Here is a 22625-nt window from a genome sequence, read left to right on the forward strand (position 1 = left end):
AGACCCGTGTAATGTATCGAGCGCTGATCGGCACCAGTATCACGGCTATTGCGCTCTTCCTGTCGTCGCCGGCGGCGGCGCAGCAGCCTGCCACCCCCGCATCGGGCGAAACAGCATCCCCCGACACTGGCGCTGACGCTGACGAGCAGAGAACGAGCCCCCGCGTTCCACTCCCGGAGCTTCCCGAGATCGAAGGCGAATGGAAAGACCTCTTCGCGGAAGAGGCCGCCGACGCCGACGTCGCGCTGGAGGCGCAGGAAGCGCCCGTCGACATTCGCTATGATTTCGAATTGGGACCGATCGGCCGGCTTAAGGTCGCCGACGCCTTCAAGTCGCTTTCAGCGCTTTATGCGGGGCGCGGCAAAACCGTGCCTTCGCTCGCCGAGCTTCAGCGCCGCGCGCGCACCGATACCGAACTGCTGATGCGCCTGCTCCGCGCAGAGGGCTATTACGATCCGGAGATCGCGATCGAGGTCGATCCCGCCGCGCGCGACGGCCGCGTTCAGGTCACCGCCGCGGTCGATACGGGGCCGCGCTATACGCTCGGCGAAATCCAGATCAACGTGGACGATGAGGCCGAGCGCGCACTCATCGAGCAGAAACTCAAGCTCCAGGAAAAGCAGCCGCTCGTCGCCAACGATTTCAACGCGGCGCTGGACCGGCTTCGCCTCGGCCTCGGCGAGAGCGGCTTTCCGTTCGCGGACGTTGAAAACCCGGACATCGTCGTCGATCACGATACGCGCACGGCGACCTACGCGCTGAATGTGAAGCTCGGCGACAATTCCCGCTTCGGCCAAATTCGCGTCGATGGCGACCCGCTGTTCAGCGCCAAGCACATCGGGCGCCTCGCCCGCTTCAAGCCGGGCGACCCCTACGACACGCGCGAGATCGAAGACCTTCGCCGTGCGCTCATCGCCACGGGTCTCGTCAGCACGGTCAGCATCACGCCGGAACGCCAGCCGCCGCAGGCCGACGGCACGACGCCCGTGAATCTCGTCGTCGCGCTCACCCCTGCCCCGCAGCGCACGCTGGCCGGGCAGGTCGGTTACAGCACGACCGACGGTTTCCGCGTCGAGGCGAGCTGGCAGCACCGGAACCTCATTCGGCCGCAAGGGCAGGTCACGTTCCGCGGCGTGCTCGGCACGCAGGAACAGCGGCTTTCCGCCGATCTGCGCCGTTCGAACTGGAAGCAGCGCGACCGCACGCTCGCCGCGCGGGTCGAGGCGAGCGTCGAGGACCGCGAGGCCTATTATGCGCGCACGCTCGGTCTCGGCGCCTTCATCGAGCGCGAAACCAATCTCATCTGGCAGAAAGCCTGGACCTACCGGTTTGGCGCCGAGCTGCAGGCCTCCGAAGAGCGCGACCGCAGCCTGCGCATCGCACCCGGATTCGCGCCGCTTCGTACCTTCCTCATCGTCGCTGCGCCGATACAGATCGGTTATGATGGCACCGACGACCTGCTCGATCCCAAACGCGGGTTCCGGCTCACGGGCTGGGCCAGCCCGGAAGCCTCGTTCCAGAACGGGTTCTTTGGTTACACGCGCGCGCAGGTGGATGGTTCGGCCTACCTGCCGATGATGGAGGACAAGCTCGTCTTCGCCGGACGCGCGCGCGTCGGCACGATCTTCGGCGCCACGCGCTCGCGCATTGCGCCATCGCGCCGTTTCTATGCGGGCGGCGGCGGATCGGTGCGCGGTTATGGCTATCAGGACGTCGGGCCGCAGGATGCCGACGGCGATCCGCTCGGCGGGCGCAGCCTGATGGAGTTCAGTCTCGAGGCGCGCTACCGCTTCGGCAATTTCGGTATCGTGCCCTTCATCGACGCGGGCCAGATCGATACGCGCCCCTACCCGCGCTTCCGCGACCTGCAGTTCGGCGCCGGTATCGGGGCGCGTTACTACACGAACTTCGGCCCCGTCCGCATCGACGTCGCAACCCCGCTCAATCGGCAGAAGGGTGACTCCCGCGTCGCCGTCTACGTCTCCATTGGGCAGGCCTTCTGATGGAACGCGACGGCATCATCGAAGAGATCGAGGACGAGGTGCTGAGCCGCCCGTTCTGGACCTATGCGATGCGCGGTTTCCTCTGGCTCTCCGCCATTGCCGTCGGCCTCGCGCTCCTCATCGCTGCCGCACTGACCGTGCTCGACACGGACAGGGGCCGCGTCTGGCTCGTCGCGCGCGTCATGGGCCTTGCGCCCGAATCCGGGCTGCGCATCGGCATCGACCGGATCGACGGCTCGCTCTACGGCGCCGCCGTCGTCCACGGCCTCACCCTGTCGGATCCGCAAGGCCGCTTCCTCGAAGCCCCGCGCGTCGAGCTCGACTGGCGCCCGCAGGCAGTGTTCAGCCGCCGGCTCCATATCGTGAAGCTTGTCGTGCCCGAGGCGCGGCTGCTCAAGATACCCAAGCTGATCCCGAGCGGGGAGGAAAAGCCTATCCTCCCGAACTACGACATCTATGTCGGGCGCTTCGAGATCGGCAATCTGACCCTCGAACCCCCGGTTCTCGGCAAGCGCCACCAGATCTCCGCGAACGGCGGCGCCGACATCGCGAGCGGCCGCCTCCTCGCCGCACTGCGCGCGTCCTCACGCACCGGCGGCGACGCGCTCGTCGCCCGCGTCGATGCCCGTCCTGACGACAAGGTGTTCGACATCGAAGGCCGCCTCGTGGCGCCCGCAGGCGGCGTCGTCGGCGGCATCCTCGGCCTCGATCAGCCGCTCGTCGCCACGATCGAAGGCGAAGGCAGCTGGCAGAAGTGGCGCGGCACGGCCGTCGGCACGCTCGGCGACGCCCCGCTCATGGACCTCGCGCTCAGCGCCGACGATGGCCGTTTCGCGCTGAAGGGCACCGCCTCCCCCGGCCTTGCCATCGGCGGCATCGTCCGCAAATTCGGCTCGCCCTCGATCGAGGTGGATGCCGCCGCGACAATCGCCGAGCGCGTCATCGAAGGTCGCGCCTCGATCGTCTCGCCGTCGGTAGGGCTTGAGCTGGACGGCGCTGTGGATCTCGCTGAATCCCGTTTCCGCACCGTCTCCGTCGGCGCTTCCGTGCGTCAGCCGAAGGCGCTGATCTCGACGATGACGGCGGACGACATGCGCCTTGCCATGACGCTCGATGGCCCGCTCTCGCGCCCTCTCGTCGATTATCGCCTGTCCGCCAACTGGCTCGCCATCGGCACCACGCGTCTCGACCGTGTCGAAGTGACGGGCAAGGGAGAGCTTCCGAAGGACAAGCTCGCGGTTCCGGTAGAGGCGCGCGCGCTTCGCGTCACCGGGCTCGGCGAACTCGTCGAAGCGCTCGCCACCAACCCGCGCATCACCGGCGTCGTTGCGCTCGACGGCCCCAACATCGTCGGCAAGGGCCTCAAGATTTCGAGTGACCGCGTGACCGCGACCGCCGACCTCAACATCGAAACACGCACGGGCCGCTACAGCGTGAACGCCGACGGCTCGGTGCCGCGCTATGTCATCCCCGGTCTCGGCATGGCGGACATCAAGGCGAAGCTGCTGTTCGAACCCGATGCGCGCGCCGGCAATCGCCTGCGGATCAGCGGCAAGGCCGACGCCGCGATGACGCGGCTCGATAACGGCCTGCTGGCCTTCCTCTTCCAGGGCAATCCGCGCGTCGTCGCCAATATCGTCCGCACGCCCGACGGCCTCGTCACGTTCACGAACGCCGTGCTCACCTCGCCCGACATGCGCGTCACCGGGCGCGGCACTTATGCGATGGACCAACGCATCCGCTTCACCGGCAACGCCGTTTCGGAGCGCTACGGCCCGATGGACGTGGAACTCGGCGGCCTCGTGACGCGCCCCGAAGCGCGGATCCGCGTCAAGAGCTACGCAGCAGGCATCGAGCTTCGCGATATTCGCGCCACCTTCACGCCGCAGGGCGAGAATTACGCCTTCACGGCGCTTGCCGATACGGTCGCAGGCCCGGCGCGGGCGCACGGCCGCATCCTTACCGGCGCGCAGACGGTCTACGACATCGAAGCCGCCGAGATCGCCGGGCTCACGGCGGCAGGCCCGCTCCGCGCCGTCGATGGCGCCCCGGCGGTCTCGGGCGTGCTTGATGTGCGCGGCGCCGGCATCTCGGGCAAGATCCGCCTGTCGCCCGAAGACGGCGTACAGCGCATCGACGCCAATCTCGGTGCGCGCGCTGCGCGGCTCGATTTCGGCGGCGGCACCACCATCCGGCGCGGCTGGGTGGACGGCAACATCGTGCTCCGGGAGGCCGGCGCCGAAATCTCGGGACGCTTCGATATCGAAGGCCTGAAGCAGTCGGCGCTGCTGCTGAAAACGCTGAAGGGCACGCTTGAAATGCAGGCGGGCGAAGGCACCGCCGCGCTCATCGCCACCGGCGAGCGCGGCGCCCCCTTCACGTTCGATCTTGCCGCGAGCTTCGATCCCGAAAGCATCATCATCACCAGCCAGGGCACGATCGCACGCCAGGCGTTCGCGCTCGCCGCCCCCGCGCGTCTTGATCGCACGGAAGACGGCTGGCACCTCGCGTCCGTCGTACTCAACCTGCCGTCGGGCTCGGCCAAGATCAGCGGAACGTTCGGCGACACGATCAGCCTCACCACCGATCTCAATGCCGCCGGTCTCGGCCTGCTTCAGCTCGCGCTACCGGGCATGAACTTCACAGGCACTGCGAGCGGCCGCATCGACATGATCTTCCCGTCGGGCGGCCTCCCGCGCGGCACGGCAAAGCTGCGCGTCACCGATTTCACGCGCGCGACCGAGGCTTTCTCGAAGCCCGTCGATCTCGCCGTCGTCGCGCAGCTCGAGGCCAACAAGGCGGTGATGCGCGCCGCCTTCCTCGATAACGGCCAGCGCCTCGGCATCCTGCAGGGGCGCCTGCTCTCAATCCCCGGCAGTATCGACGATCCCTGGCTCGACCGCCTGATGAAGGCGCCGATCTCCGGCCAGCTCCGCTGGCGCGGCCCCGCCGAGATGCTCTGGCCCTTGACCGGCGTCGGCGCGCTCAGCGTACGCGGCAACATCGCGGTGGCGCTGGAGATCAACGGCGAGCTTGGCGACCCCTCGCTCACCGGCATCGTACGGTCGCGGGCATCACGCATCGAAAGCGCGATCACTGGCACGGTCGTGGACAATATTCGCCTCGCGGGCCGTTTCACGGGCTCGCGCCTCGAACTCACCGAGTTTTCGGGAACTGCGGGTACGGGCTCTATTTCCGGCAGCGGCGGCATCGACCTTTCGTTTGCGCGTGGTTTCCCCATCGAGATCGCGATGGTGATGAAATCGGCACTGATCCTCAATCGCGACGACTTACGGGCGACAGCAAGCGGACCCTTGAGGATCAGCAACAGTCCCGAAGGCGCCATCATTTCGGGCAACGTGAATATCGACCGTGCCCGCTTCAATATCGGGCAGACCGCGCAAGTCGAGGTTCCCACGCTCCGCGTGCGCGAAAAGAACGCGGAGCTCCTGCGGGCGGAACCCGTCGTCGCCGAAGGCGCGGCGGAGCCCACCGTCTGGCAGCTCGACGTGAAGGCAAAGGGCAACAACGAGATCATGGTCCGCGGCATGGGCCTCGATTCGGAATGGTCGGCGGACCTCGATATCAAGGGGTCGGCAACCGCGCCGCGCATCGGCGGTGTCGCCGAACTCGTGCGCGGCGACTACGAGTTCGCAGGCAAGACCTTCCGGCTGACACGCGGCGAACTGCGCTTCACCGGCACCTATCCGCCCGATCCGGTGGTGGACATCGCCGCCGAGGCGCGCGTCGAAGGCCTCACCGCTACGATCACCATCCGCGGCACCGGTCAGCGTCCCGAGATCGCCTTCTCGTCGATCCCGGCGCTGCCGCAGGACGAGGTGCTCTCGCGCGTGCTCTTCGGCACCTCGATCTCGAACCTCTCCGCACCCGAAGCGCTCCAGCTTGCAGGCGCGGTCGCCTCGCTGCAGGGCGGCGGCGGCGGTATCAACCCGATCAACGCCGTGCGCCGCGCTGTCGGGCTCGATCGGCTGCGTATCATGGAAGCGAACCAGCTCACCGGCCAGAAAACCGCCGTTGCGGCGGGCGAATACCTCACCGACCGCGTCTACGTGGAGGTCGCCACCGACGCGCAGGGCTACACCGCGACGCAGCTCGAAGTGGAGCTGACGCGCGCGCTCTCGATCCTCTCGTCGGTCGCGACGCTCGGCGGCACCAGCGTCAACCTGCGCTGGTCGAAGGATTATTGAGATCTCTGAAAAGCGCCGAAAAGCAAGAAAACTGGGGCGACCGACGGGGATTGAACCCGCAACCTCCGGTACCACAAACCGGCGCTCTAACCAATTGAGCTACGGTCGCCACGCGCGATGAGGATGCGCACATACGGGCGCCCCGGCCTGCCGTCAAGCGAGGCACATGCCCCTGCTGAATTTTTAGGCAAGATGCCCGGAAGTCGTGCAGCATTCGATCAGGAGACGGCCTGAAAATGCGCTTTGCCGCGCTGCGGCATCTGGCACGGATCATGCGTTACGCGAAGGCAATACCCCATCCGGGGCAGATCGAATTCGTTCAAGGGGTAAAGCCAGGTGAAAAAAATCGAGGCGATCATCAAGCCCTTCAAGCTTGATGAGGTGAAGGAAGCGCTGCACGAAGTCGGCGTGTCGGGCATCACCGTTGTCGAGGCCAAGGGTTTTGGCCGCCAGAAGGGCCATACCGAGCTTTATCGCGGTGCCGAATATATCGTGGACTTTCTCCCCAAGGTGAAGCTCGAGGTCGTCGTCGACGACGGCATTGTCGAGCGCACCGTGGAAGCCATTGCGGGTGCCGCCAAAACCGGCCGCATCGGCGACGGCAAGATCTTCGTGTCGACGATCGAGTCGGCCTACCGCATCCGTACCGGCGAGCGCGACAGCGAAGCCATCTGAAGCATCATTCGAACACAACCACAGCAGCAGGGTTAAAAAAGGAAGGCGAGTAATGGCGAACAAACCAGCCGACATTCTGAAGATGATCAAGGACCAGGAGATCGAGTGGCTCGATGTCCGCTTCACCGACATCCGGGGCAAATGGCACCACATGGCGATGTGCTCGGGCGTGATCGACGAAGACATGCTGACCGACGGCATCATGTTCGACGGCTCGTCGATCGACGGCTGGAAGGCCATCAACGAGTCCGACATGATCCTGAAGCCTGACCTCGACGCGGTCTATGTCGATCCGTTCTCGGCGACGCCGATGCTGATCGTGTTCTGCGACGTCGTCGATCCGGCGACGGGCGAGCTCTACGGCTCCGATCCGCGCTCGGTCGCCAAGCGCGCCGAAGCGTTCCTCGGCAACAGCGGCGTCGGCGACACCGCCTATGTCGGTCCTGAAGCCGAATTCTTCGTCTTCGACGACGTGCGCTTCGAAAACGGCTACGCCGGCGCGGGCTACAAGATCGACGACATCGAGCTGCCGACCAACAGCGGTCGCGAGTACGACGAAGGCAACATGGGCCACCGTCCGCGCGCCAAGGGCGGCTACTTCCCCGTCGCGCCGGTCGATCCGTGCCACGATCTGCGTTCGGAAATGGTCTCCGTGATGCTCGAAATGGGCTTGCCCATGGACAAGCACCATCACGAAGTTGCTGCAGCGCAGCACGAGCTTGGCCTCACCTTCGGCACGCTCGTACAGACCGCCGACCGGATGCAGATCTACAAGTATGTCGTGCACAACGTCGCGCACGCCTATGGCAAAACGGCAACATTTATGCCCAAGCCCATCAAGGACGACAACGGCTCGGGAATGCACACGCACATCTCGATCTGGAAGAAGGGCAAGCCGCTGTTTTCGGGCGACGGTTACGCCGGTCTTTCGGAAACCGCGCTGTTCTTCATCGGCGGCGTCATCAAGCACGCCAAGGCGCTGAATGCGTTCACGAACCCCTCGACGAACAGCTACAAGCGCCTCGTCCCGGGCTTCGAAGCGCCGGTGCTGCTGGCCTATTCCAGCCGCAACCGTTCGGCCTCCTGCCGTATTCCCTACGGCACGGGCCCGAAGAGCCGCCGCGTCGAGTTCCGCTTCCCGGACGCCACGGCGAACCCGTACCTCTGCTACGCCGCGATCCTGATGGCCGGCCTCGACGGTATCGAAAACCGCATCCACCCCGGCCAGCCGATGGACAAGAACCTCTACGACCTTCCGCCGAAGGAGCTGAAGAAGGTTCCGACCGTGTGCAGCTCGCTGCGCGAGGCGCTCGTCAACCTCGACAAGAACCGCAAGGTCTTCACGCGCGGCGGTGTATTCACCGACGAGATGATCGACAGCTTCATCGACCTGAAGATGCACGAAGTGCAGCGCTGGGAAATGGCGCCGTCGCCCGTCGAATTCGACATGTACTATTCGGCCTGATCGGGGGATTTGGGCCGTTCAGGGGCTCGCGCGAAAGCGCGGGCCCCTTTTCATTTTGGGGTACTGTTGTTTTGCGGCTCAGGGAGCCGTTCAGCGGGAAATATGGTTGGTCGCGGTAGACACTCGCCGTTCTTCCCCATTCGTTGCCACGTCGGCGCTCCCGGAGTGACGTAGCCAATTCGAACGGTCTTACCGTGCGCGCATTTGAGTTGCACTGAGCCTTCGAATTTTGGCAATCCAACATAGGCGAAACCAACACTCATCAGATTTTGCCGTCTTCCAAAACCATCCACGATCTGAGCGGACACGACCTCGCGATTGGGATCGAAGAATACAACGCTGCCCGTGAACAAAAGCGTGCCCGCAACGACAATTATTGTCGCACCCAATGCCAATGCTATTCGCCCGGACCGCAAAACGCCTCTCCCTGACCGCATTTTGCATACGCTAGCAATCAACCGCAAGCGAGGCAGCAACCCACCGTCACCCGGCGAAGGCCGGGGCCCATAACCACGGTTGCATGGATATCGGCCTTCGCCGTTATGCCGATAGAGGGACGAAAAAAAGCGGCACCTGCGTCTTCCCAAAAAAGAAAGCCCCGGAAGTCCTGAGACTTCCGGGGCTTTCCCCGTGACGATTAGAGTATCGGATCAGAACGCCGCGGTTAGCGAGACCACGATGGCTGCGTCCGTGATCGTGTTGATCGACGGGTCACCGCCCTTGACGTCCGTATCGACGTAGGAGACGCCGAGCGTCAGCTTGTCGTAGGAGACCGACGCGCCGAGCGACCAATCGAGATAGTCGCCGTCGGTCGAGAACCCGCGGTCGATCGAAAGCGAACCGTCGGTGTAGCCGACGTGCGCATTCAGCGAGACCGGCGTGTTCGGGATCGCGGCCGACCAATCCGAATACAGGTAGAAGCTGTCGTCGTTGCCGAGCGAATCCTGCTTCGGGGCGTAGGCGACGCCGACCGTGGCGCCGACCGGACCGAGTTCCTTGCTCAGCGAGGCCGTGACTTCCACCACGTCCGTGCCGCTGGTGCCCGGATAGAGATACCAGATCGCGCCGATGTCGTAGCCGAAGCCGCCCGCTTCGCCGGCATAGCCCGCGTAGACGTCGATTTCAGCGTTCGCACCGCCGTAGGTGCCATAGCCTGCGAGGCTCGAACCCCACGTGCCGACATAGAAGCCGCTCGAATGCGCGACGTCGATACCGCCCTGGAAGGCCACTTCTTCATCCGAAAGCGAAATACCGCGCCAGCGGTACTGCGAGAAAACGCCCGCGTTGCCCGAGATTTCCCAATCGCTGGTCGCTTCAGCGTCCTGCGCGAAGGCCGGAGCCGCCACTGCGAGGCTGCCGACAAGCGTTGCAGCCGCAAGCACGGTCGTCGAGATCGCGCGGCTGCCAATTCCCTTTTTCATCATTCCTCCACCTTCATTTCAGCTGTGATCGCTGCTCGCCCTGGGAGGGGTCGTTCCGAAGCACGTGCTTCAAGGGAGAGTGTTGACCACGCTGCGGCGACGCACAAGCGGTTTCGCCCCCGTGGTCACAAAGTTGCAACGCAGCTGATGCTTTCACGCAACAGTCTGAATCCAGACAGAAAGAAGGGCCGGCGTCACCGCCGACCCTCTAGTCAAATCCTTGGGGAGGATTGCCATATAGGCATGATCATATTGCATCGCAGCACGACATGTTGCAACGCAAAAATTCATCTCCTGTGAAAAAAGCGACGGTGTTGACGTTTAAGGCGTTTTTCACGCCTGCCGCCTAAGAGACAGGGATGATGGACGCAGACGCAGGCGGTTGGACAGTGAGCGAGCCTTATCGGAACGTCGCCGCGCTTCCGCCCGACATGACCGAAGCCCTCGCCTCGCGCATCGCGGACATCGCCGCCGAAGCCATTACCGGCATAGACCCGCACACCGGCCTTGCCAGCGACTTTCTCAATCAATTCAACGAAGTGCTCATGCTCATCGACGTCGCCGGCCACGACGCCGCGCTCCGCCGCGAGCTCGACGCCTGGTTCCCGCGCGATTACGTTGAACATTTCGAGGCAAGCCATCTGCGCGACTCGGCACTCGTCATCGAAGCCTATGCGCTCTCCCCCGCCTCCGTCCGCCGCCGCTTCGACCGTCTCAGCGGCGATCTTTCGGCGTTCATCCTGAACGGCCTTGCCGATCTGCGCCCGCTTGAGGGCGAGGCCGCAGACCACGCGCGCGCGGCGCTGGCGGAGCAGGTGCGCAGGCGTATCGAATCTCTGTCCGCGATCATCCACCCCGCCGAGCGGCGTCTCGACAACGACACGATTTCAGCGCTTTTCAAGCGGCCGCGCTAAACCCTTCACCCCTGCCCCGGCGCTGCCTATAAGGCCGCTATGAGTGATCTCTTCACGGGCGCCGCCAACCCGACCGACTATACCGCCGACCAGATCGAAGTTCTCGAAGGGCTGGAGCCCGTGCGCCGCCGCCCCGGCATGTATATCGGCGGCACGGACGAGCGCGCGCTGCATCATCTCGCCGCCGAGGTGCTCGACAACAGCATGGACGAAGCGGTCGCCGGCCACGCGAACCGCATCGAGGTCTCGCTCGCGTCGGACGGCACGCTGACGGTCTCCGACAACGGCCGCGGCATACCGATCGACGCGCACCCCAAATATCCGGGCAAGTCCGCGCTCGAGGTGATCTTCACGATGCTGCACTCCGGCGGCAAGTTCTCGAGCAAGGCCTACGCCACCTCGGGCGGTCTCCACGGCGTCGGCATATCGGTGGTGAACGCGCTCTCCGACGAGCTCGTTGTCGAGGTCGCGCGCAACCGCGAGCTTTACCGCCAGCGCTATTCGCGTGGTCACACCACATCGAAACTCGAAAAGGTCGGCGCGGCCCCCAACCGGCGGGGCACCACCATCGCCTTCCACCCCGATCCCGAAATCTTCGGCGACAAGGCGACGTTCCGCCCTGCCCGCCTTTACCGCCTCGCGCGGTCGAAGGCGTATCTCTTCCGCGGCGTCGAGATCCGCTGGTCGTGCGACCCGGAACTCATCAGCGACGACACGCCCGCAACCGCCGTGTTCCAGTTCCCCGGCGGACTTGCCGATCACCTTGCCGAACAGCTCGGCGACCGCGCCTGCGCGACGAACGAGTTCTTCGCAGGCCGCGCCGAATTCCCGGACACGCAGGGTTCGGCGGAATGGGCGGTCGCCTGGCCGCTCTACGGCGAAGGCTCCGCGAGCTACTACTGCAACACGATTCCCACCCCGGCGGGCGGCACGCACGAGGCCGGCCTGCGCACGGCGCTCGTAAAAGGCATACGCGGTTTCGCAGGGCTGATCGGCCAGAAGAAGGGCGAAGGCCTCACCGCCGAGGATGTTCTCTCGGGCGGTGAGATCATGCTCTCCGTGTTCATCCGCGAGCCGCAGTTCCAGAGCCAGACCAAGGACCGGCTGACGAGCCCCGAAGCTGCACGGTTCGTGGAAGCGGCGGTCAAGGACCATTTCGACCACTTCCTCTCCGACAACATGGAGCGCGGCCGCGCGCTTCTCGGCTTCGCGCTCGAACGCATGGACGAGCGGCTGAAGCGCCGCGCCGAAAAGGAGATCAAGCGCAAGACCGCAACGAGCGGCCGCCGCCTGCGCCTCCCCGGCAAGCTCACCGATTGTTCGGCGGACGCACCCGATGGCACCGAGATTTTCATCGTCGAAGGCGATTCGGCGGGCGGCTCGGCCAAGCAGGCGCGCGACCGCAAGACGCAGGCGATCCTGCCCATTCGCGGCAAGATCCTGAACGTCGCTTCGGCGAACCGGGACAAGATCGGCGCCAATCAGGAAATCGCCGATCTCATCCAGGCGCTCGGCTGCGGCACGCGCGACCGCTTCGACCCCGATGCGCTCCGCTACGACCGCGTCGTCATCATGACCGACGCCGACGTGGACGGCGCCCACATCGCCACGCTGCTGATGACCTTCTTCTTCCAGGAGATGTCGGGCCTCGTGAAAAACGGCCACCTCTACCTCGCACAGCCGCCGCTCTACCGCCTCGCGCAGGGCGGCAAGGTCGCCTACGCGCGCGACGACGCACACAAGGATGAGCTGCTCGCGGGCGACTTCTCCGGGCGTGGCAAGGTGGAGATCGGCCGCTTCAAGGGCCTCGGCGAGATGTCGCCCATGCAGCTTCGTGAAACCACGATGGACCCGGCAAAGCGCACACTCATTCGCGTGACGCTGCCTGACACTTACGAGGAGCGCGCACCCGTCGTCGATCTCGTCGATCGCCTGATGGGCCGCAACCCGGAGCACCGCTTCAATTTCATCCAGGAACGCGCCGCCGGCGTTTCAGAAGACGCCATCGACGTTTAGGGTGTGTGGGAATTCAGTTCAGGGCGGAGCGAAAATGGTGGATTTCGAGAACCGGCGCGCAGCGTACTTACAGTACGTGAGCACCGGAAGCGCAGAAAGCCGCCGTTTGCAGCCCGCCATGGACTGAATCCCCGCACACCCTAGTCGGAAAGCGCCGCCACCAGATCGCGCACCTTCTTCTGCCGCCACTGCGCACTCGGCGCGATCAGCCAGTATGCCTCGTCCGAGACCTTCGGCTCCATGACGACAGCGAGCTTCCCGGCGGCGATGTCCGCCTCGGCCAGCACCCGCGGCACGCGCGCAATCCCGTAGCCCGCCACGGCGCTGTCGATGGCGAGCCCGGCGTCGGCGACTCCGAGGCTGGCGCTGCGGTCCGTCATGTGAACGCCGTGCGCCTCGAACCAGCCGCGCCAGTCGGCGGACGGGTGCTCGATCAGCGGCTGCGCGGCGACTTCCGACACGATCTTCACGTTCGCGGCGATCTCCGGCGTCGCCACCAGCACGACCGTGCCCGGCGCGATCAGCTTGCCGCTCAGTTCCTCCTCGGCGGGCATCGCGCCGAAGAAGATCGCGGCATCGAGATTGGCGGCGTTGAAATCGACTGGCCCTTCCGTGGGCAGGATCGTCACCTGCCGCGCGGTCGTCGATGCCTTGATGAGGCCGAGCCGCGGCGCCAGCCATTTGCCGATGAAATCGCGCGGCGCCGCAATCGTCAGCCGCTCCTCGCCCTGCCCCGCCTGCATGATCGCCACGGCCTCTTCCAGCTTCGCGAAGCCTTCGCGCAGCGCGGGCAGGCTGCGCACCGCCTCGTCGGTGAGTTCGAGGTTCCGCGTCATGCGCCGGAACAGCACGGTGCCGAGCACGTCTTCCAGCGTGCGGATCTGCTGGCCGACGGCGGCAGGCGTCACCGCAAGCTCATCCGCCGCCTTGGTGAACGACAGATGCCGCGCCGCCGCATCGAAGACACGCAGCGCGTTGAGTGGGAGCAGGGTCCGCTTCATGGCCGCGACGATTACAGGGCGCGCGCCGGGCGATCAAACGCGAAAAATCACGGTTAACCCGAATTTTACCATAAGCACGCTAAACGGGGCCTGTGCCTCGCGGCACACCTTACCTCCCCTAGCTGGATGTCCAGCCGACTGTTTTTTTGAAAGGCCGCCCGGTCGTATCCGGCGGCCTTTTTCTTTTGGGCCGATCAACTCTTGCCGGGGATGCGGAATCGAAACGTCTGGCGCGCGCCGGTGCAGCCGATCTGTTCGCCCTCCCGGTAGATCGGCTTGAACCGCCAGCGGCTGATGATCCGATCCATCGTCTCTTCGAACACGAACGGCGGATAGGCGAACACGATACGCGGCGATTTCGTCTTCCCGTCGGTGCCTATGTCATAGTTCGAAACCATGTAGCCCTCGAAGCCCCAGTTCAACGCTTCGTGCGGGTAGTCGCTCGAACTGGCGCCGGTGCTTGCCGGAATGGGGCTCGCATCCACGAGGGCGCATTGATCGGGTCGCAGCCCCGTTGCCGCGAGGTAGCCCGACGCGCGCTCCTGCGCTTTTCGTTCAAAGGCGATCGAGGCGAGCCGCAGCGCCGCAAACTGGGCAAGTGTGTCAGTCTTCGCATTGCCGCGTTCGAACACCGCCGTGTAAAGCGGTATCGCCCGATCGCTGCGCTTGCGCTTTTCGAGCTGCAGGCCCTGTTCGACACGGAACCAGTCGACGATATCGGCGGGCCACCCGGCGTCGGGCTGCATCTGGAGCGCCTCGCCGCCGCGCTGCATCAGGCTACGCGCTACAAGCACACCCAGAATGGCCTGCGCTCGCGAAGAAATCCCGTTCGCCTCCATGATCTGCCGCGCACGCTCGATGTAGACGCCGTCCTCGTCCTCCTCGGCAAGCGTTGCAAGAACCGGGACGAGACTCATCGCATCCGGCCCATCGGCAGCCTCGCGCCTTGCAAGCTCGGCGCGAAGTGCGTCGGTGCCCACGCGGCTATAGATATCCTGCAAGGGTTTCTTTGCGTTCGCTTCCTTTATGAGCTCACGCAGAAAGCCGGCACCGATCCAGCGCCGGTCGGTATTGAACGTGCAGCGGGTCGCGATGCGGATGGAAAACCGCCAGAACGGTTCCGTCTTCTCTATCTCCTCGGCAGACCAACGCCATGCCCGCGCCGCTTTCACGAACTCCGCCTCGATCTTGCCCGGCTTCGTCGAATAGATGGGCGCGGCGCTGATGACACGGCCGTCCTCACCAAGCGCGATATCGAGCACGACGAGATCCTCGGGACCGATACCGAACGCCGGAGAGCAATCCGGCAGTTTCAAAGCTCTTCCGTCCGGGAATTGCGGCCCTTTGCCGCCCATACGCCCCAATCCTGTCATCGCGATGTAGTAAAAAGCCTTGTCGTCATCGCCGGTGAGATGACTTGCCACCGCGAGATCGGACCTGATCGCGACGTCGGAGAGCGAAACCCGCATGCCAACGCCGCCCGCGCTTTTGGCCGCCTTCTTGAACCAGTCGAGCGCCTCGGCATGATTTCCGGCATTCAGCTCTATGCGTCCGCGCAAGGACTGGAGTTCGCCGAGCAGTTCGCCGCTGCGCTTTTTGTCTTCCATCGGTTTGAAATCTTCGATCATCGCATCGACAAGGCGTCGCGCGAGCGGAATTGACAGCACCGTCTTGCGGGCGGGATCGGTGTTCAGCCGCAGCGCCGCCTGATAATTCTCCGTCGCCCGTTGCATTTCGCCGAGCTTTTCATGGGCGCGGCCGAGAAGACTATACGTCTCCATCAGAAAAGGCTGACCCGGCGCCTTCGCATAAATGGACACGACAGGCGCCAGCACGGCAATCGCGCGCTCCTGTCGCCCGAGCGCGATATCCGTCTCGGCAATGCGTCGCCGCAGATCGGCTTCCACCGTACTGCCGCGCTGCGATTTTGCGAGGCGTCCTTGCACCTCGGCAAACAGCGTAGCCGCCTTGTCGTATTCCCCGGCTGCAAACGCCTTTTCAGCGGCGTCATAGCGCTCCTGCAGCTTCTGTGCCTGCGCCGCTGCAGACGTAAGACAAATCCCGACAATCGCCGCGAAGATGTGCCCGCGCATAAATACCCCTGAACTTGCCCCTGATCGGCGAATTGACTATCGCGCCACCATGACAACTTCGCAACCGGCAGTGGTTCTTCTTTCCGGAGGACTCGATTCCGTTACGTGCGCCGCGATCGCGCGCGCAGGCAGCTATGCCGTGCACGCGCTCACCGTCGACTACAACCAGCGCCACCGCGTGGAGCTGGAGGCGGCGCGGCGGGCGGCATCCGTTTATGCGGTGCGGCACATCGTTCTGCCGCTCGATCTGCGCGCGTTCGGCGGATCGGCGCTCACCAGCGACATCGCCGTGCCCAAGGGCGACGGCCCCATCGACAGCGGCGTCATCCCGCCGACCTACGTGCCCGCGCGCAACACCGTGTTCCTGTCGGTCGCGCTGGCGTGGGCAGAGGCGATCGGCGCGCGCGACATCTTCATCGGCGTCAACGCGCTCGATTATTCCGGCTATCCGGATTGTCGCCCCGCGTTCATCGCGGCGTTCGAGGCGCTGGCCGCCACCGCTACCAAGGCGGGCAGCGAGGGCGAACGCTTCAAGGTGCACACGCCGCTCATCGATCTCGACAAGGCCGGGATCGCGCGCGAGGCAACGCGGCTGGGCGTCGATATCGCCGGAACGTGGACGTGCTACGACCCCGCCACGGGCGCGGACGGCACGCCGCTCCACTGCGGCCGCTGCGACGCCTGCCGCCTCCGCCACAAGGGTTTCGAGGAGGCGGGCCTCCCTGACCCCACCGCCTACGCCGCGCCGTGACCTATACCGTCAAGGAACTCTTCCTCACGCTGCAGGGCGAAGGCGCGCAGACCGGCCGCCGCGCCGTGTTCCTGCGCTTTGCCGGCTGCAATCTCTGGTCGGGCCTTGAACGCGACCGCGCCGAGGCCGTCTGCACCTTCTGCGACACCGATTTCATCGGAACGGACGGCCCCGGCGGCGAGAAGTTCGCGGATGCCGAAGCGCTCGCCGATGCCGTCGCGGCGGCGTGGGGCACGGGCGCCGAGCATCGCCTCGTCGTCTGCACCGGCGGCGAACCGCTGCTGCAGCTCGACCGCGCGCTGATCGACGCGCTCCATGCGCGCGAATTCTCGATCGCCATCGAAACCAACGGCACGCTCCCCGCGCCCGCCGGGATCGACTGGATCTGCGTCAGCCCCAAGGCGGATGCCGAGCTGGTGCAAACATCGGGCGATGAACTGAAGCTCGTCTACCCACAGCCGAACAACAGCCCGGAGATGTTCGAGCAGCTCGATTTCCGCAACTTCTTCCTGCAACCGATGGACGGCCCCGCGCAGGCGCGGAACATCGCCGCCGCCACGGACTATTGCCTCACCCATCCGAAATGGCGCCTGTCGCTCCAGACGCACAAGCTGATCGGATTGCCGTAACGGGGGACAAGCATGAGCACATTATCGCACCCTCTTGTCGTAGCTGCGTTTGTTGCTGTGACCGGTCTAATAGGGAACACTATTATATCGAACAACAACGACAAGCGAGCAGAAAGAATAGAAGAAATTCGTACCAACAGAGATGCGATACTTCAATTAATTTCTAGTGAAAATGCTGATGTTGCAGAGCGAAATTTAAGATTTCTTATTGGAGCAGACGTAATAAAAGATCCAGAAAATAAAATTGTTCAAAATTTAAATCAGAAACCACTCCGGGACATTCTTGTTCCCGTATCAACGCCATGCCTACAGACATCCCGTCTTCCGGAGACACCAGCCCCTTTGCCACGGCGTCCTGCGGACGCTCGCCAAGCGCTTGATTTGGCTCTTGCTCAGGTGAAAATGTGGGAGGCTTACGGAACAAAAATCAACGCGATCATCAAGCCTTGCGTGGCTCCCTAACCCCGCCCCCGATACGGCGCGACGCCCTGGTCCGGCACCCACACGTCGGCAGGCGGCGCGCCGGACTGCCAGAACACGTCGATCGGAATGCCGCCACGCGGATACCAGTAGCCGCCGATACGCAGCCAATGCGGCGCCATCTCGCGAAACAGCCGCTCGCCGATGCCGACGGTGCAATCCTCGTGAAACGCCGCATGATTGCGGAAACTCCCGAGGAACAGCTTCAGCGACTTCGATTCCACGATGCGCGCGTCCGGCACATAGTCGATCACGATATGCGCAAAATCGGGCTGGCCCGTCACCGGGCACAGCGATGTGAACTCGGGCGCCGCGAAGCGCACGAGGTAGCGGCTTTCGGGCCGCGGATTGGGCACGTAGTCGAGCTTCGCGGCCTCGGGAGAGGCCGGAAGCGCACTCACCTTGCCGAGATGCGTCGTTTCCATGGGTTTCGCGTTAGAGCGCCCATACGCCATTGGCAATATCGGGGCGTCCGACTATTCAGGAAGTGGATTGAGACACAGGTTCAAGGAGCAACGCATGGATTCGCTGGTAACGACGGAATGGCTCGCGAAAGAGCTTGGCGCAAACGATCTGCGCATCGTCGATGCCTCCTACTTCCTTGATGCGCGCGATGCCCGCGCCGAGTTCGAGGCTGCGCATATCCCGGGCGCCGTGTTCATGGACCTCGGCGAACTCTCCGATACCAGCTCCAGCCTGCCGAACATGGTGCCGAGCGCGGAGAAGTTCGCCAGCCGTATGCAGGCCATCGGCCTTGGCGATGGCAGCCGCATCGTCGTTTACGACAACTCCCCCTTGCGCTCCTCGGCGCGCGCATGGTGGCTGCTGAACCTGTTCGGCGCGCACGAAGTCGCGATCCTCGATGGCGGCCTCGCGAAGTGGAAGGCCGAAGGCCGTGCGATGGAATCGGGCAAGCCCGTCGTGCGCCACCGGCACTTCACCGTCTGGACGGACAAGGCGCAGGTCCGCGATCTTTCGCAGATGAAGGAAAACCTGAAGACCAAGGCCGAGCAGGTCGTCGACGCGCGCGGCGCAGCCCGCTTCCGCGGCGACGAGCCGGAAACCCGCCCGGGCGTCCGCCCCGGCCACATCCCGGGCTCGTTCAACCTGCCCTACACCGAGCTTTTCAACGAGGACGGCACGTTCAAGCAGGGTGAGGCGCTGCGCGGCGCGTTCCGCGAGGTCGGCGTCGATCCGGATCAGCCCGTCGTCACCACCTGTGGTTCAGGCGTCACGGCCGCCGTGCTCTCGTTCGGGCTGCACCTGCTCGGCGCGAAGAAGACCGCGCTCTATGACGGTTCATGGTCCGAGTGGGGCGGCGAGGCGGATACGCCCGTCGTGACCGGAGCGGCGTGAGCGGCGGCGAAGACGCCCCAGCCACGAAGCTCGTCCACGCCGGGCGCCGCCCGGAATGGACGCACGGCGTCGTCAATCCGCCGGTCTACCGCGCCTCGACGTGCCTCTTCGAGACGCTGGATGCCTATGAGGCGGCATCGCGCAATCCCGATGCGGGGCTCTATTACGGCCGCCGCGGCACGCCCACGACATGGGCGCTCGCCGAGGCGCTGACCGAGATGGAGCCGGGCGCGGCGGGCACACACCTGTTCCCCTCGGGCGTCGCCGCGATCGCTACGGCGCTGCTGGCGGCAACATCATCGGGCGGTCATGTCCTGATGGCCGACAATGTCTACGAACCGACGCGCCTGATGGCGAAATCGATTCTGGCGCAGTCCGGCATCGAGACCGAGTTCTACGACCCGACGAACCACGATAGCCTGCCCGAGCGGATCCGCGAGAACACGCAGGCGATCTATATGGAAAGCCCCGGCTCGCTGACCTTCGAGGTGCAGGACGTGCCCGCCATCGCGGCGCTCGCCCGCGAACGCGGCATCATCTCCATCCTCGACAACACGTGGGCGACCCCCCTGCTCTTCCCGGCGATCCGCCACGGCGTCGACCTTTCGGTGCAGTCGCTCACCAAATACGTGGTCGGCCACAGCGATGCGCTGATGGGATCGGTCACGGCCGCGCCGGATGCGTGGCAGAATCTCCGCAACACCGCGCTGCGCCTCGGCCAGACCGCCGCGCCCGATGATTGCGCCCTTGCCCTGCGGGGCCTCCGCACGCTCGCCATCCGCATGGAACGTCACGGCAAAACTGCGCTGGCGCTCGCGCAGGCGCTCGCCGCGCACCCCGCCGTCGAACGCGTGATCTGTCCCGGCCTCCCGGGCGATCCCGGTCACGCGCTGTGGACGCGTGATTTCAGCGGCTACGCCAGCCTGTTCGCCATCGCGCTGAAACCGGGAAGCCGCGAGGCGCTTGCCGCCTGCGTGGACAATCTCCGCCATTTCGGCATGGGCTTCTCCTTCGGCGGCTATGAAAGCCTCGTACTGCCCGTGAAGCCGCAGCGCACAGCGACCCGGTGGCAGACCGAAGGGCCCATGCTCCGCATCCACTGCGGTCTGGAGGACGCAGACGATCTGATCGCCGATATGACAGACGCCCTCGATCGTTACGCCGGATAGCGACCATGGGCCGGACCTTCGACATCGCACAATTTCTGGGTCTCCCGGCAGATGCGGTGCTTGAAGCGAGGATGCTCCCGGTCGCGGCCGTCATCATCGCCTGGGGCCTCGGGTATGTGTTGGCGCGGTTTTCCGCTCCGTACATCCAGAAGCGGGCGGGGTCTCGATTTACGTTCATCCCGGGCGGAATCGGCCTGCGGGCCGCCCATTCGCTCGGTGCGATACTGGCGCTGCTCCTGCTCTTTATCGCCGGAAACGTCGCCGAGCCGGACCCGTTCAGCACCCTCGTGCTGGCATCGGCGATGGGGATCACGTCAGCCTATCTTGTCTTCCAGCTCTGCCGTACCGCTCAGGTCGGCGTTCTCATCGCGGCACTTCTGGTCACGGCGACGCTCGTGGCGGTTGTCGCCGCGAAGCTCGGCGGTCTGCAGCCGCTGATAGACGTATTGGGGACTGCAAAACTCGACATCGGCAAATATTCGCTGAGCCTGCTCGGTGTCCTGAACGGGCTTATCATCCTCGGAACCCTCTTCGCACTCATCCGCTTCCTGATGCGCGTCTCCACGCACTGGATCGATGGCGCCCACCATCTGGATGGGTCGCAGCGTGTCCTGTTCCAGAAGGTATCGGGGCTTGGCATCCTGGCCGTCGGCGTCTTCGTGGGAATCGACCTCCTCGGCATCGATCTGACCGCGCTCAAAGTGTTCTCGGGTGCGCTTGGCCTCGCGATCGGCTTCGGGATGCAGAAAACCTTCGGCAACCTGCTCGCCGGGCTCATTCTGTTGATGGACCGATCGATCAAGCCTGGTGACGTGATCGTGATCGGAGACACGTTCGGCTGGGTCAACAAGATCGGAGTCCGCGCCGTTTCCGTGCTCACACGCGACGGCAAGGAATTCCTGATCCCGAACGAAAAGCTGATGACGGAGCAGGTGGAAAACTGGTCCTATTCCAGCCGCAACGTTCGCGTCCACATTCCGGTCGGCGTGTCTTACAAGTCAGATATCCGCAAGGCACAGGAACTCATGCTTCGCGCAGCCAGCGAAACGCCACGAGTCCTCAGCGATCCGCCCCCCAACGTATGGCTGAAGGGCTATGGAGACAGCGCGGTCGATCATGAAATCCTGATCTGGATATCCGATGCCGAGGAAGGCACCGGAAACGTAAGAAGCGCGATCCTCAACAGACTTTGGGACCTGTTCCAGTCCGAAGGCATCGAAATTCCGTTTCCCCAGCGCGACGTCCATGTTCACATGGTCGCGCCGCCGCCAGAAAAGCAGGCAGACGCTTAGTCGTCGTCGGAAACGACCACCTTCTCGCCCGTCACACGCTGCGCAAGCGCCGCCGCCATGAAGTCATCGAGATCGCCGTCCAGCACATCGTCGGGGCTCGTGTTGACGATGCCCGTGCGCAGGTCCTTCACCTGCTGATAGGGCTGCAGTACATAGCTGCGGATCTGGTGGCCCCAACCGATGTCGGTCTTGGTCGCGTTCACCGCGTTCGCCTCGGCCTCGCGCTTCTGCAGCTCAGCTTCGTAGAGGCGCGCTTTCAGCTGCTTCATCGCCTCGGCACGGTTCTTGTGCTGGCTGCGCTGGTTCTGGCAGGCAACGATGATGCCGGTGGGAACGTGCGTGATGCGCACGGCGCTGTCCGTCGTGTTGACGTGCTGCCCGCCGGCGCCCGAGGCGCGGTAGGTGTCGATCTTGAGATCGCTTTCGTTGACCTCGATGGCGATGTCGTCATCCACCACCGGATAGACCCAGACGCTCGCGAAGCTCGTGTGCCGCCGTGCCGCGCTGTCATAGGGGCTGATACGCACCAGCCGGTGCACGCCGCTCTCGGTCTTGGCGTAGCCGTAGGCGTTCTCGCCCTTCACCATCAGCGTCGCGGACTTGATGCCCGCCTGCTCGCCGCCGTGATAGTCGACCAGCTCCACCTTGTTGCCCCGGCGCTCTGCCCAGCGCTGGTACATGCGCTGCAGCATCGAAGCCCAGTCCTGGCTCTCGGTGCCGCCGGCGCCGGCGTTGATCTCGATATAGGTGTCGTTCGCGTCCGCCTCGCCCGAAAGCAGCGCGGCGACCTTGTCCTTGTCGGCACGGTTCGCGAGCGTTTCAAGCGCCTTCACGCCGTCGTCGACAAGCTCTTCGTCGCCTTCGGCCTCGGCCATCTCGATCAGTTCGACCGTGTCGTCGAGTTCGGTCTGGATGCTCCGCGTCGCCTGGATCGCCTCATCAAGGCGTCTGCGCTCCAGCATCAGCTTCTGCGCGGCCTTGGGGTCGTTCCAGAGTTCGGGGTTCTCGGCCTCGGCGTTCAGTTCTTCGAGGCGTTTGAGGGCGACATCCCAGTCAAAGAAACCTCCTCAGCAGGGCCAGCGCCTGCTTGATCCGGTCGACATGGTTGAGCGCTTCGGCGCGCATGGTACTTGTCCTTCGTATTGGAGGCTG

17 protein-coding genes and 1 tRNA gene are annotated in these 22625 nt (G+C 64.6%); 12 read left to right on the forward strand and 6 right to left on the reverse strand.

Annotation, left to right across the window (positions count from 1 at the left end; all coding sequences use genetic code 11):
• The first annotated feature begins 11 nt into the window (after positions 1–11).
• Both AAC014_RS03605 and AAC014_RS03610 read left to right on the forward strand, forming a co-directional pair.
• Positions 12–2003, forward strand: a complete 1992-nt coding sequence (locus AAC014_RS03605; RefSeq protein ID WP_339704178.1) for a BamA/TamA family outer membrane protein — start codon at positions 12–14, stop codon at positions 2001–2003.
• Positions 2003–6211 carry a translocation/assembly module TamB domain-containing protein gene (locus tag AAC014_RS03610; RefSeq protein ID WP_339704180.1) on the forward strand — a complete coding sequence of 1403 codons (4209 nt, stop codon included), beginning with the start codon at positions 2003–2005 and terminating at the stop codon, positions 6209–6211. The genes AAC014_RS03605 and AAC014_RS03610 overlap by 1 nt, the downstream gene beginning before the upstream one ends.
• A 32-nt stretch (positions 6212–6243) precedes the next feature.
• Here AAC014_RS03610 and AAC014_RS03615 read toward each other — a convergent pair.
• Positions 6244–6320 (reverse strand) — tRNA-His (locus tag AAC014_RS03615).
• A gap of 227 nt (positions 6321–6547) precedes the next feature.
• Here AAC014_RS03615 and AAC014_RS03620 point away from each other — a divergent pair.
• Together AAC014_RS03620 and glnA are read left to right on the forward strand one after the other, a co-directional pair.
• Positions 6548–6886, forward strand: coding sequence for a P-II family nitrogen regulator (locus AAC014_RS03620; protein ID WP_339704182.1), 339 nt, complete (start codon positions 6548–6550; stop codon positions 6884–6886).
• 52 nt (positions 6887–6938) lie between these two features.
• On the forward strand, positions 6939–8351 hold the full coding sequence (glnA, locus tag AAC014_RS03625; RefSeq protein ID WP_339704184.1) for a type I glutamate--ammonia ligase: 1413 nt from the start codon (positions 6939–6941) through the stop codon (positions 8349–8351).
• A 650-nt stretch (positions 8352–9001) separates the two neighbouring features.
• Here glnA and AAC014_RS03630 read toward each other — a convergent pair.
• Positions 9002–9772 carry a TorF family putative porin gene (locus AAC014_RS03630; RefSeq protein ID WP_339704186.1) on the reverse strand — a complete coding sequence of 257 codons (771 nt, stop codon included), beginning with the start codon at positions 9770–9772 and terminating at the stop codon, positions 9002–9004.
• Between the two features lie 359 nt (positions 9773–10131).
• Here AAC014_RS03630 and AAC014_RS03635 point away from each other — a divergent pair, with 359 nt between their 5' ends.
• Both AAC014_RS03635 and parE read left to right on the forward strand, forming a co-directional pair.
• A complete protein-coding gene (locus AAC014_RS03635) occupies positions 10132–10686 on the forward strand; it encodes a hypothetical protein (RefSeq protein ID WP_339704187.1) in 555 nt (184 codons plus the stop codon).
• Between the two features lie 39 nt (positions 10687–10725).
• Complete coding sequence (gene parE / locus AAC014_RS03640) at positions 10726–12702, forward strand: DNA topoisomerase IV subunit B (protein WP_339704189.1); 1977 nt, start codon at positions 10726–10728, stop codon at positions 12700–12702.
• Between the two features lie 140 nt (positions 12703–12842).
• Here parE and AAC014_RS03645 read toward each other — a convergent pair whose 3' ends face one another.
• Both AAC014_RS03645 and AAC014_RS03650 read right to left on the reverse strand, forming a co-directional pair.
• Positions 12843–13703, reverse strand: coding sequence for a LysR family transcriptional regulator (locus AAC014_RS03645; RefSeq protein WP_339704191.1), 861 nt, complete (start codon positions 13701–13703; stop codon positions 12843–12845).
• A gap of 194 nt (positions 13704–13897) precedes the next feature.
• Positions 13898–15796 (reverse strand): energy transducer TonB, encoded by a 1899-nt coding sequence (locus AAC014_RS03650; RefSeq protein ID WP_339704193.1) that lies wholly within the window; start codon positions 15794–15796, stop codon positions 13898–13900.
• A 49-nt stretch (positions 15797–15845) separates the two neighbouring features.
• Here AAC014_RS03650 and queC point away from each other — a divergent pair, with 49 nt between their 5' ends.
• Genes queC through AAC014_RS03665 form a run of 3 tightly spaced genes read left to right on the forward strand, consistent with a single transcriptional unit; the run spans position 15846 to position 17638 of the window.
• A complete protein-coding gene (queC, locus tag AAC014_RS03655; protein ID WP_339704195.1) occupies positions 15846–16547 on the forward strand; it encodes a 7-cyano-7-deazaguanine synthase QueC in 702 nt (233 codons plus the stop codon).
• Positions 16544–17176, forward strand: coding sequence for a 7-carboxy-7-deazaguanine synthase (queE, locus tag AAC014_RS03660; protein WP_339704197.1), 633 nt, complete (start codon positions 16544–16546; stop codon positions 17174–17176). The genes queC and queE overlap by 4 nt, the downstream gene beginning before the upstream one ends.
• A 12-nt stretch (positions 17177–17188) precedes the next feature.
• Positions 17189–17638, forward strand: coding sequence for a hypothetical protein (locus AAC014_RS03665; protein ID WP_339704199.1), 450 nt, complete (start codon positions 17189–17191; stop codon positions 17636–17638).
• On the opposite strand, the gene queF is transcribed toward AAC014_RS03665, so the two are convergent.
• Entirely contained in the window at positions 17635–18081 is a 447-nt protein-coding gene (gene queF / locus AAC014_RS03670; protein ID WP_339704201.1) for a preQ(1) synthase, read from the reverse strand. The genes AAC014_RS03665 and queF overlap by 4 nt on opposite strands.
• A gap of 94 nt (positions 18082–18175) precedes the next feature.
• Here queF and sseA point away from each other — a divergent pair, with 94 nt between their 5' ends.
• From sseA to AAC014_RS03685, 3 genes are read left to right on the forward strand one after another with little or no spacing between them, the layout of a single operon-like run.
• Positions 18176–19012 carry a 3-mercaptopyruvate sulfurtransferase gene (gene sseA, locus AAC014_RS03675; RefSeq protein WP_339704203.1) on the forward strand — a complete coding sequence of 279 codons (837 nt, stop codon included), beginning with the start codon at positions 18176–18178 and terminating at the stop codon, positions 19010–19012.
• Positions 19009–20181 (forward strand): cystathionine beta-lyase, encoded by a 1173-nt coding sequence (gene metC / locus AAC014_RS03680; protein ID WP_339704205.1) that lies wholly within the window; start codon positions 19009–19011, stop codon positions 20179–20181. Before sseA ends, metC begins: the two co-directional genes overlap by 4 nt.
• A gap of 5 nt (positions 20182–20186) precedes the next feature.
• Positions 20187–21473 carry a mechanosensitive ion channel domain-containing protein gene (locus AAC014_RS03685; protein WP_339704206.1) on the forward strand — a complete coding sequence of 429 codons (1287 nt, stop codon included), beginning with the start codon at positions 20187–20189 and terminating at the stop codon, positions 21471–21473.
• Here AAC014_RS03685 and prfB read toward each other — a convergent pair.
• A protein-coding gene (prfB, locus tag AAC014_RS03690; protein ID WP_339704208.1) for a peptide chain release factor 2 occupies positions 21470–22598 on the reverse strand; the annotation gives its coding sequence in 2 pieces (ribosomal slippage) (positions 21470–22528 and positions 22530–22598; 1128 coding nt in all). The genes AAC014_RS03685 and prfB overlap by 4 nt on opposite strands.
• Between the last annotated feature and the right edge of the window lie 27 nt (positions 22599–22625).

It is taken from the genome of uncultured Sphingosinicella sp., from assembly GCF_963974575.1.
Taxonomy (GTDB): Bacteria; Pseudomonadota; Alphaproteobacteria; order Sphingomonadales; family Sphingomonadaceae; genus Sphingosinicella.